Annotated in this window: 10 protein-coding genes; 5 read left to right on the forward strand and 5 right to left on the reverse strand. The window is 65.2% G+C overall.

What is annotated here, in order from left to right:
- Both A2J02_RS21885 and A2J02_RS21890 read right to left on the reverse strand, forming a co-directional pair.
- On the reverse strand, positions 1-506 hold a 506-nt coding region (locus tag A2J02_RS21885; RefSeq protein WP_068053499.1), incomplete at its 3' end, for a 3-oxoacid CoA-transferase subunit B.
- Positions 503-1,264: a CoA transferase subunit A gene (locus A2J02_RS21890; RefSeq protein WP_068053500.1), complete on the reverse strand. Its 762-nt coding sequence runs from the start codon at positions 1,262-1,264 to the stop codon at positions 503-505. The genes A2J02_RS21890 and A2J02_RS21885, both read right to left, overlap by 4 nt.
- A 143-nt stretch (positions 1,265-1,407) precedes the next feature.
- Between A2J02_RS21890 and A2J02_RS21895 the strand changes: the two genes are divergently transcribed.
- Positions 1,408-2,181 carry an IclR family transcriptional regulator gene (locus tag A2J02_RS21895; RefSeq protein ID WP_068053503.1) on the forward strand — a complete coding sequence of 258 codons (774 nt, stop codon included), beginning with the start codon at positions 1,408-1,410 and terminating at the stop codon, positions 2,179-2,181.
- Here A2J02_RS21895 and A2J02_RS21900 read toward each other — a convergent pair.
- Complete coding sequence (locus tag A2J02_RS21900; protein ID WP_068053513.1) at positions 2,178-2,447, reverse strand: hypothetical protein; 270 nt, start codon at positions 2,445-2,447, stop codon at positions 2,178-2,180. The two genes, A2J02_RS21895 and A2J02_RS21900, sit on opposite strands and share 4 nt — an antisense overlap.
- A 143-nt stretch (positions 2,448-2,590) precedes the next feature.
- Between A2J02_RS21900 and A2J02_RS21905 the strand changes: the two genes are divergently transcribed.
- Positions 2,591-4,936 (forward strand): HNH endonuclease, encoded by a 2,346-nt coding sequence (locus tag A2J02_RS21905; protein WP_068283994.1) that lies wholly within the window; start codon positions 2,591-2,593, stop codon positions 4,934-4,936.
- A gap of 33 nt (positions 4,937-4,969) precedes the next feature.
- Here A2J02_RS21905 and A2J02_RS21910 read toward each other — a convergent pair whose 3' ends face one another.
- Positions 4,970-6,115 carry an NADH:flavin oxidoreductase gene (locus A2J02_RS21910; protein WP_068053519.1) on the reverse strand — a complete coding sequence of 382 codons (1,146 nt, stop codon included), beginning with the start codon at positions 6,113-6,115 and terminating at the stop codon, positions 4,970-4,972.
- Between the two features lie 65 nt (positions 6,116-6,180).
- On the opposite strand from A2J02_RS21910, the gene A2J02_RS21915 reads away from it, so the two are divergent.
- From A2J02_RS21915 to A2J02_RS21925, 3 genes are all read left to right on the forward strand, one after another.
- A complete protein-coding gene (locus A2J02_RS21915) occupies positions 6,181-7,002 on the forward strand; it encodes a sulfurtransferase (protein ID WP_068053522.1) in 822 nt (273 codons plus the stop codon).
- Between the two features lie 72 nt (positions 7,003-7,074).
- Entirely contained in the window at positions 7,075-7,896 is an 822-nt protein-coding gene (locus A2J02_RS21920; RefSeq protein WP_068053525.1) for an SDR family oxidoreductase, read from the forward strand.
- 69 nt (positions 7,897-7,965) lie between these two features.
- Positions 7,966-9,111, forward strand: coding sequence for an acyl-CoA dehydrogenase family protein (locus A2J02_RS21925; RefSeq protein WP_373454783.1), 1,146 nt, complete (start codon positions 7,966-7,968; stop codon positions 9,109-9,111).
- Between the two features lie 7 nt (positions 9,112-9,118).
- Here A2J02_RS21925 and A2J02_RS28975 read toward each other — a convergent pair.
- Positions 9,119-10,176 (reverse strand): SRPBCC domain-containing protein (locus tag A2J02_RS28975; protein ID WP_331712156.1); only part of this gene is annotated, 1,058 nt, incomplete at its 5' end.

Consider the following 10,176-nt stretch of genomic DNA (forward strand, 5'->3'; position numbering starts at 1 on the left):
ACGCCTTGGCCGGTCAGCGGCAGGGTGCAGGCGTCGAGGATTTTCGGGTTACCGTCGCGGTCGGTGTGTTCCATGACGACGATGACGCGCCGGGCACCGTGTACGAGGTCCATCGCGCCGCCCATGCCTTTGACCATCTTGCCGGGCACCATCCAGTTGGCGAGGTCGCCGGTGCGGGAGACCTGCATGCCGCCGAGTACGGCGGTGTCGATGTGGCCGCCGCGGATCATGCCGAAGCTCAGTGACGAATCGAAGTATGCGGCACCGGGATTGACGGTGACGGTCTCTTTGCCTGCGTTGATGAGGTTGGCGTCGACTTCGTCCTCGGTGGGGTAGGGCCCGGTGCCGAGGATGCCGTTCTCGGAGTGCAGGGTGACCTTGACCGCGTCGGTCAAGTATCCCGGGATCAACGTCGGTAGTCCGATGCCGAGGTTGACGTATTCGCCGTCGACCATCTCCGCTGCGGCGCGTTCGGCAATCTGGTCGCGGGTCCATCCTGTGCTCATGCTCGAACTCCTGAACTGACGGTGCGCTTTTCGATGCGCCTGTCCTGTGGGCCGGTGTGTACGACGCGTTGGACGAACACGCCGGGCAGATGTACGTGGGCCGGGTCGATTTCGCCCGGTTCCACGAGGTTCTCGACCTGGGCGATGGTGATCTTTCCTGCCATCGCGGCGAGGGGGTTGAAGTTCATCGCAGTTTTGTCGAACACGAGATTGCCTGCGGTGTCGCCGATCTCGGCGTGCACGAGTGCGAAGTCGGCGTTGATCGACTCTTCGAGTACGTACCTTTTGTCGCCGAACACTCGGGTCTCCTTGGGTGGGGAGGCGATCGAGACGGAGCCGTCGGGGTCGTAGCGCCAGGGCATTCCGCCGTCGGCGATGGGGCTGCCGACTCCTGCGGGGGTGAAGAATGCGGGGATTCCGGTGCCTCCGGCGCGGAGTCGTTCGGCGAGTGTTCCCTGTGGGGTCAGTTCCACTTCGAGTTCGCCGGCGAGGTACTGCCGGGCGAACTCTTTGTTCTCGCCGACGTAAGAGGCGGTGACGCGGCGGATTCGTCCGGCGGCCAGCAGGATTCCGAGTCCGTAGCCGTCGACGCCGCAGTTGTTGGAGAATACTTCGAGCTCGGTGGCGTCGGTGTTGGCGATGGCCTCGATGAGTGCGTCGGGGATGCCGCACAGTCCGAAGCCGCCGACCGCGAGGGTCGCTCCTCGGCCGATGTCCGCAACCGCGTCGGCGGCGGACGCGTAGGTCTTTCCAGTCACTTGCAGCTCCTGATGTGTTCGTTGAGCAAACGTTGTAGTCAGTCAACCTGAGCTGTGTATTTCGGTGAAGCGAATGCTGGTATCTGCTCGTTCGGTGAACGGATGTGGACTAGGCGTCCGGTGAGTGGACGTACGATGGCCGGGTGACGACACCGGATGCCAACGCAAGTGTGATCGACAAGATCTGTTCGTTGCTGCGCGCAGCGGGGAGCGAGGAGCCGTCGGGTGCCTCGACCACCGCGCTCGCGCGGGCGACCGGTATCGCGCGACCGACCGCACATCGCCTATTGGCGTCGCTCGCCGACCAAGGATTCGTCGACCGTGACGCGACCGGCCACTGGTCACTGGGCCCGGAGATCTATCTACTCGGATCGATGGCGGCATTGCGGTACGACATCACCGACCAGGCTCGAAAGATAGTGCAGGCGTTGGCCACCGAGAGCGGAGAGAGCGCGTTCCTCTCGGCCCGGCGCGGTGCGGAGACCGTGTGCCTGCTTCGGGTGGAAGGGAGCTTTCCGTTGCGCTCGCACGTGTTGTACGAGGGCATTCGGCTACCGCTCGGGGTGGCGTCCGCCGGTTTGGCCATTCTCGCGCACCTGCCCGATCGGGAGGTCGACGAGTACCTCGGCGACGTCGACCTGGTGCCGGAGTGGGGCGAGACTCATTCCGCCACAGCGATTCGGCACCGCGTCGGCCACACTCGGACAACAGGTTTCGCCGTCAACCCAGGGTTGCTCGTGGAAGGCAGCTGGGGTCTCGGTGCTGCTGTGTTCGACCGCGCCGGAGGTCCTGCGTGGGCACTGAGCCTGACGGGCGTCGAGACGCGATTCCGCGACGACCGACGCCGGGAATTGGGCAAGATGCTGCTCGACGCGGCACACCGACTCACCGTGCAACTGGGGGAGCGGCCCGCTTAGCTGTCTAGTTCCTCCAGAATGTCCGCGGCGTCTCGGCTGCCTGCGGCGGCCAATCTCTGCAGCTCGGCGCGGTCGCCACGTTCACCGGCGAGCTCGACGAGAATGTCGACGGCATCGCTGCTGCCTGCGCCGGCGAGAGAGCGGAGTTCTCCGAGGTCGTTGCGCTCGCCTGCGAGTTCGACCAACTGGTCGATGGCATCCTGATCGCCGCCGGCCGCACGCCGGCGTAATTCGATCGGTTCCGACTTCGAATCGGGCTCGCTCATGGAGTGCAGTGTAGAACGATTCCGTGGATAGCGGCAGGTCAGCCGGTGCTTTTTCGGCTCGAGCGTTCTTGTCGGTGGGTCGGGATAGTCTTCATCTTGTTCGAACAGGCGTTCTTGTTTCGGCTCACCGGGGGGTGAAAAAAATGGGTGCAATACCGACCGTGTCACTGGAGGCGTTGACCGCTGCCGCGCGTGAGGAGAATCGGCAGGCGGCCCGCAAGATCACCGCCTGCTACCGCGTGCACTGCGACTGGATCACCCGCGACACCAAACACAAGTACTACAGCCGATACGGACGCACCGAAATGTCCGTGGCGTTGGGCTGCTCGGCGACCGTCGCCGAATCGTACGTCTCGGTCGGTGTTGCCCTGCACACCCGGATGCCGCTGCTACGGGCAGCGTTCGAGGCCGGTGAGATCGACCTTCCCCGCGTGCGGACGGTATGCCGGATCCTCGACAACCTCTCCGACGATATCGTCAGGTCGGTCGAAGCCGAGGTGGTCGAGGCGGCGCGGAGGTCGTCCCCGGGCCCGCTCGAACAGGCGATCTGGGACATCCTGCTGCGCGTCGCACCCGAGGAAGCCGCGGCGTTGCGGGAGTTCGCGAAGAAATTCCGGACCGTCACCTACAGCCCCGCCGGCGAACTCGTCCGCATCCGAGCCGAGTTGACAGCACCCGAAGCCGCCGCCGCATGGCAACTCCTCGAGGAGATGGCCGACACCCTCTGCCCCAAAGACCCGCGCGGGAAGAAAGAACGCCTGTGCGATGCATTCATGGCCCGCATGCACGGCGAACCCCGACTCGCCTGCCTGTGCCAACGCACCGATTGCCCGAAGAAAGACACAGCGTTGCCGGATCGACGGGTGCCGCTCACGATGATCACCGTCGACATCGCCACCCTCATCGGACTACTCGCCAACCCCGCCTATCTGGCCGGGCACGGTTCCATCGACCCCGACCTCGCGCGAGAGTTGGCACGCAACAGTCACTGGCAGATCCTGCTCACCGAAGCAGTGACCCTCGCCGAGAAACTCGGACTCGCTGTGCAGAACCCGGAGACCGGGGAATGGGAACAACGCTCGGACAGCGAAACGACCGAGCCTGCAACTCAAAGCAGCGCCACTACGGCAGCGGGCGAGAGCCCGGCACCGCGGACGACGGACGCCGATACAGACACGGCGGCTGGATCGACTCCGGCTGCGGCGACCGACACGGGAGCCGAGTCGACAACCAACACAGGCACAGGCACAGAAGCACGTCCGGGAATGGAGCCGGCCGCGGAATCGGGGGCGCAGACAGCTTCCTCGGCGGAACCGACTTCGGCCAGTTCACCGGCACCGGCACCTGCGCCCGAGAACGCCCCCGCGCCAGCGGCAGCTACAGGCGAGAACGACAAACCCAGGCCGACTCCCGAGGCCACGACCGATCCGTCAGCAGCTGCCGACCCAGGTGCCGCTGACCCTGTCCGCATGCACGCAGCAACCAGTGCCCCGGCACCAGCGACCGCCCCGCCATCACAGCCGACTTCGGCAACCGGCCCTGAGAGACCTGCATCGGCCCCGGCATCGTCGTCGCAGTCACCTGCCGACCAGATATCGCGGGAACCTGATCCTGCTCCGAAACAATCCGAAAAAGGTTCTCCCACAGCAACATCTGGCTTCACAGCATCCGGTCCGACGTCAGCCGAGGGTCCGGTACCCGCACCAGACTCGGCTGCACCATCGACTGCCACCAGTGACGACCGACCTCCGCATCGCCTGCAATCGCTGACCTCCGCCGCAGCCCTGTTCTGCACCCACACCCCCGTCGGCCGGGGCACACGGCACAGCTCTGCCCTCGACCTGGACGACATCAGACATCCCGCCCGCAACATGAGAGCACTCGACCTCCGCTCGGCAATCCGGCTGGACAACCGAACGATCCCCACTGCAGGCCACACACCCTCAGGGCTCTACCTCGGCAACGCCACCCTTGCCGCCGCGCTCGAAGCCGCGATCGCCGCCGACCCCACCCTCGGAAAATCAGTACCCCGCGACCCACTCACCGACCGAGCCCTGATCTACCGACCCGACGCCCTCACCACCGCCGCCGTCCGCCTGCGCGACAAACACTGCCGATTCCCCGGCTGCCACCGACCCGCCGCACGCTGCCAACTCGACCACATCGTCCCCTTCGACCACGCCAACCCACGCGGCGGCGGCTGGACCACCGTCAACAACCTCCAATGCCTCTGCCACTACCACCACTCCGTCAAAACAGCCGGCTACTGGAAGGCCGTCATGCTCCCCGGCGGGGCGATCCTGTGGACATCGACCTCCAAGACCACCCGAATCACCCTGCCCACCAACGGCACAGCCGTACCCATCCTCGGAAACGACCTCAGACCACACATCCCCACCCGACAGAAACGATCCGGCCACATCGCCTACCCCAACCCACCCGACAATCAACCGCCCGAGACAGACGAAACGGCAGCACCGCCGTTCTAGGCGATGCTGCCGTGGATTCCGGTGCCCGATCCGTCAGACCAAGTGCTGAATGTGGTCGCGGGTGAATTCGATGCGCTCGTCGACGCGTCCGTCTCCGACCTTGTTCACCCAATCCGGGTCGGACAACAGCGCACGTCCGACGGCAACGAGATCGAACTCGTTGTCCTCGAACTGGCCTACCAGGGCGTCGAGTCCGGTGACACCGGATGCGGCGTCCTCCGACCACGCCGAGGTGAACACCGAGTCGAGGCCCACGGATCCGACGGTGATCGTCGGGACACCGGTGAGCTTGCGGGTCCACCCGGCCAAGCCCAGCTTGCCGTCGTTGCCGTCCAGTTCGGGGAACGCAGGATCCCAGTGGCGGCGGGTCGAGGCGTGCAGGATGTCCACTCCGGCGTCGACCAGGGGAGTCAGGACACGTCCGAGTTCCTCAGGGTTCTGGGCGATCCGGGCGTCGAAGTGATTGCTCTTCCACTGCGAGAACCGGTAGACGATGGCGAAGTCCTCGCCCACCGCAGCACGGATCGCCGCAACGACCTGCGCGGGGAAGCGAGTCCGAGCTTCGAGGGAGCCACCGAATTCGTCGTCGCGCACATTGGTTGTGGCCCAGAGGAATTCGTCGAGCAGGTATCCATGCGCGCCGTGCAGCTCGAGACCGTCGAATCCGGTGTTCTTCGCATTGACCGCGGCCTGCACCCATTGCGAGGTGAGTTCGTCGAGGTCGGCGTCGGTGAATGCGCGACCCACCGAAGAACCGTCGAGTGCAATGCCCGACGGGCTCACGGTGGTGACGTCTGGGAACAGGCGAGGCTCGGTGCCGCGCTCGACGCCGAGGTGCCACAGCTGCGGGATGATCGCGCTGCCCTCGGCGTGCACGGCGTCGACGACGCCCTTCCAGCCCTCGAGGCTGGCGTCACCGTAGATCCGCGGGACACGGGTGTGCGGGCCGGCTGCGGGATCGGGAATGTAGGTGCCCTCGGTGATGATGAGGCCGGTGCCGCCGGCCGCGCGCTTGCGGTAGTACTCGGCGACATCCGGGCCGGGAATGCCGTCGGGAGAAAAGGCGCGCGTCATCGGGGCCATGGCGAAGCGATTGCGCAGCTTCAGCGACTTGACCTCGAACGGCTCGAAGAGCCCGGCGGTGGACAGATGCTGAGTTGTGGATGCAGTTTCGGTCACGCCTGCGCACAACCGGCATGCAGCCCGAGCTATTCCCGGCGCAGGGCTGTTAGCGTCGGAGCCTTATGAGCCCTTCGCCGCTGATTTCTGCCGCCGAACTGCACGACCTCTTCGAGATGGGACGGGCGCCGGTCGTCCTCGATGTTCGTTGGGCGCTCCAGACCGGCAGCGACAGAGCAGGTTACGAGGCCGGCCACATCCCGAACGCGCAGTTCGTGGACCTCGATGCAGAGCTTGCCGGGGTCCCGGGTTCGGGCGGCCGCCACCCATTGCCCGACGAGGAGACCTTCGTCGCAGCGATGCGCAGCGCCGGGGTGAGCGACGATTCCTCCGTGGTGGTCTACGACGCAGGACCCGCAACTGCCGCGGCGCGCGCATGGTGGCTGTTGCGCTACTACGGCCATGCAGACGTGCGAGTCCTCGACGGCGGTCTGGCTCAGTGGGTGGCCGAAGGGTTTGCCACCGGCACCGAGCCGTCGATCGTGGCCGCCGGGTCGTTCACCGCGCGGCCATCGCTCGCACGGGTTCTCGAGGTCGACGATGTTCTCGAGTTCGCCCAGAGCAACGTCCTGCTCGACGCCCGAGCACCCGAGCGATTCCGCGGCGAGGTGGAGCCGGTGGATCCGGTGGCCGGACATATCCCCGGCGCAATCAATCGACCGACCACAGACAACGTCGATTCGGACGGCAAGTTTCTGGACCCCGGGGTACTCAATGGCACATTCGGTGGACTTGTGCCCGAGGGAAAGGCCGTCGCCGTCTACTGCGGATCCGGCGTGACCGCCGCCCATCAGATTCTGGCGCTCGAGTTGGCGGGCTTCGATGCTGCGTTGTATCCGGGATCGTGGTCGGGGTGGATCACTGATCCGACGCGTCCTCGGACCTAGATTCCGCGCTCTGACCAGCATCTTCATGCAACCAGGGTTGAACTTGAATCCGACTTCAACTATACCTGGGGCATGAAGGTAGAAGGCAAAGTTGGCATCGTCACCGGCGGTGGTGGCGGAATCGGCGGGGCCATCGCCGCTCGACTCTCCGAGCACGGCGCACGCGTCGTCGTCTCCGATCTCGACGAAACCACGGCCCGATCCGTGGCCGACGCCATCGAACGCGACCGGCCGGGGACGGCCGTCGCCGCCGCGGCGGACGCGTCGAACACCGAGGACATCCAACGGCTGATCGCACTGGCCGAGGACTCGTTCGGACCTGTCGATCTCTACTTCGCCAACGCAGGAATCAGCGGCGCACCCGGACTGGACGCCACCGACAAGGACTGGGACCTCTCGTTCGATGTCAACGTCCGCGCACACATTCGCGCCGCGCAGCTGTTGGTGCCGGGTTGGCTCGAGCGCGGTGAAGGCTATTTCGTCAGCACCGCCTCGGCGGCCGGTTTGCTCACCCAGATCGGCTCGGCGACGTATGCGACGACCAAGCACGCCGCGGTCGGATTCGCCGAGTGGATGAACGTCACCTACGGCAACCGCGGTATCCGCGTCAGCTGCCTGTGCCCGATGGGTGTCAACACCAAACTGCTCTACGAGGGACGGGAATCCGGAGATACGTTGGGAGCGGCGGCAACTGCCGCGGTTCTCAGTGCCGGTGCCGTACTCGAACCGCTCGATGTCGCCGACGTGGTGCTCGACGCAATGGACCGCGAGCAGTTCCTGATCCTGCCGCACGAGAACGTGCTGGACATGTACCGCAACAAGGGTGCCGACTACGACCGGTGGTTGCGCGGCATGCGTCGCTACCAGGACAGCTTGCTCGACAACAACCGATAGGGGCCCACCGTGGCATTTTTCGAGACCTCCGACCGTGCGAAGAAGTACGAGTCGGATCTGTTGGAGTTCATGGACTCTCACATCTACCCGGCCGAGGCAGTGTACGAGCAGCAGATGCTCGAATCCGGTGACCCGCACTTCCAACCGCCGATCATCGAGGATCTGAAGAAGGAAGCGCGCTCGCGCGGACTGTGGAATCTGTTCCACCCGCATCCCGAGTGGGGCCCCGGTCTTACCAACCTCGAATACGCACCGTTGGCCGAGATCATGGGACGCAGCCTGCTCGCGCCCGAGGCATGCAACTGCAACGCACCGGACACCGGCAACATGGAGGTGTTCACGCTCTTCGGCACCGACGAGCACAAGGAGAAGTACCTGAAGCCGTTGCTGGACGGCACCATTCGCTCTGCCTTTGCGATGACCGAACCCGATGTCGCCAGCTCCGACGCCACCAACATCGCCATGAAGATGGATCGCGACGGCGACGACTTCATCCTCAACGGGCGCAAGTGGTGGACGTCCAATGCGATGCACAAGAACTGCAAGGTTCTCATCGTCATGGGCAAGACCGATCCCGAGGCGGCCACGCACCGTCAGCAGTCGATGCTCGTGGTGCCCATCGACGCACCCGGAGTCACCGTCCTGCGCAATCTGCCGGTGTTCGGCTACATCGACCGCGAAGGTCACGCCGAGGTGCTCTTCGAGAATGTACGGGTACCGGCGAAGGACGTGCTGAAGGGGCCCGGCGAGGGATTCGCCATCAGCCAGGCTCGCTTGGGACCTGGTCGTATCCACCACGCGATGCGCACCATCGGCGTGGCAGAACGCGCACTCGAATTGCTCTGTCGCCGTGCGGTATCCCGAGTGACGTTCGGCAAGCCGGTGGCGATGCGCTCGAACATTCAGGACTGGATCGCCGAGGCGCGCATCGAGATCGAGAAGACCAGGTTGCTCACGTTCAAGGCGGCGTACCTGATGGACACCGTCGGGAACAAGGAAGCGCGCACGGAGATCGCAGCGATCAAGGTTGCGGCACCGGAGATGGCGCTGAAAATCATCGACCGGGCGATCCAGGTCCACGGCGGAGGCGGAGTGTCCAACGACTTCCCGCTGGCCATGATGTACGCGCACATTCGCACGCTGCGGCTCGCGGACGGTCCCGACGAGGTGCACAAGATGTCGATCGCGAAAATGGAGCTGAAGAAGTACCTCTGAACGGAGGTTATCGACCCGGCTGCCAGGCCGGGTCGCGGCCGATGAAGGCCATCAGCTTGTCCTGCGAGGAAGCGTCGTCGGCAACGGGGGCGGCGGGGCCGTACTGCCCGCTGTCCCGTAGCACCTGCTCCATCGGTCGCATGGTCTCGAGCGCTGCAGCGCAGCGTTCTCGGCCCAGATCAGGCTCTCGGCCAATGGCTTTCGCCAGGTCCCAGGAGTGCATCCAGACGTCGGCGGTGTAGAACATGTCGATTGCCTCGTCCACCGGCATGTCTCCGGTGTGCGGGTTGCTCAGCACCCGGCCGGCGGGGTCGTCGAGAATTGCTTGGATATCGGCGACGTGCTGGGTCCAGGCTGCGGCCGGGTCGGCTCCGACGTCCAGTGCCGGTAGTTCGATACCGGCCCCGCCGGCGAGAAAGCCGCGGGACCACTCGACCAGGTGCCGCACCACATCGATTGCAGCCCAACCCGATACCGGGCTCGGCCGAGACCAGTCCGCCGGTGATGCGGACTCCACCAGCGCAGTGAACATGGCCGCGTCCTGCAGGTGTTGCTGGGCCGGGCCGGTCCTGTGCCCGAGCAGTTCGTCCAGCTTGTCGTAGCCCTCCTTCACGCCGACGTCCATGCCACTGGACAGCATGCCGTCGCGCGTCGCGAAGTCCGACATCACACTCAATACCTGCAGACGTGTACCGCCATCGCCTCGGCTCTCGAAAGTGAGCGTTTCGAGCGCGACCGAATCGGGTGCACCCTTCCAGGTGAAGGTCCACACGATTCGCTCGCTCGCACGCACCTCGTGAAAGCTGCCGAAGAAGGCAGCGATCTCTTCACCGTCCCGGTCGTTGGCGAAGGCCCAAGCGCCTCCGGTGTGCCCCTCCCACTTCAGGATTCGGGTCGTCAACGATCGCGGCCCCACCCACCGCCGATACAGCTCGGGGTCGATGTGAGCGCGAAACACCTGCTCCGGCGTCGCGTCGAACTCTCGGACGATCTCGATCGTGGGGACTTTCTCGTCCGCAACGATTTCGGTTTCGTGTGCAGTCATGACACTTCTTTCGACTCGGT

It is taken from the genome of Rhodococcus sp. EPR-147, assembly GCF_001647185.1.
In the GTDB taxonomy this organism is placed as follows: Bacteria; Actinomycetota; Actinomycetes; order Mycobacteriales; family Mycobacteriaceae; genus Rhodococcoides.

Excerpts from the sequence above, each read along its gene's own strand:
- A2J02_RS21900 (WP_068053513.1), bottom strand. The coding sequence starts at position 2,447 with ATGAGCGAGCCCGATTCGAAGTCGGAACCGATCGAATTACGCCGGCGT.
- A2J02_RS21915 (WP_068053522.1), top strand. The coding sequence starts at position 6,181 with ATGAGCCCTTCGCCGCTGATTTCTGCCGCCGAACTGCACGACCTCTTC.
- A2J02_RS21920 (WP_068053525.1), top strand. The coding sequence starts at position 7,075 with ATGAAGGTAGAAGGCAAAGTTGGCATCGTCACCGGCGGTGGTGGCGGA.
- A2J02_RS21905 (WP_068283994.1), top strand. The coding sequence starts at position 2,591 with ATGGGTGCAATACCGACCGTGTCACTGGAGGCGTTGACCGCTGCCGCG.
- A2J02_RS21925 (WP_373454783.1), top strand. The coding sequence starts at position 7,966 with ATGGACTCTCACATCTACCCGGCCGAGGCAGTGTACGAGCAGCAGATG.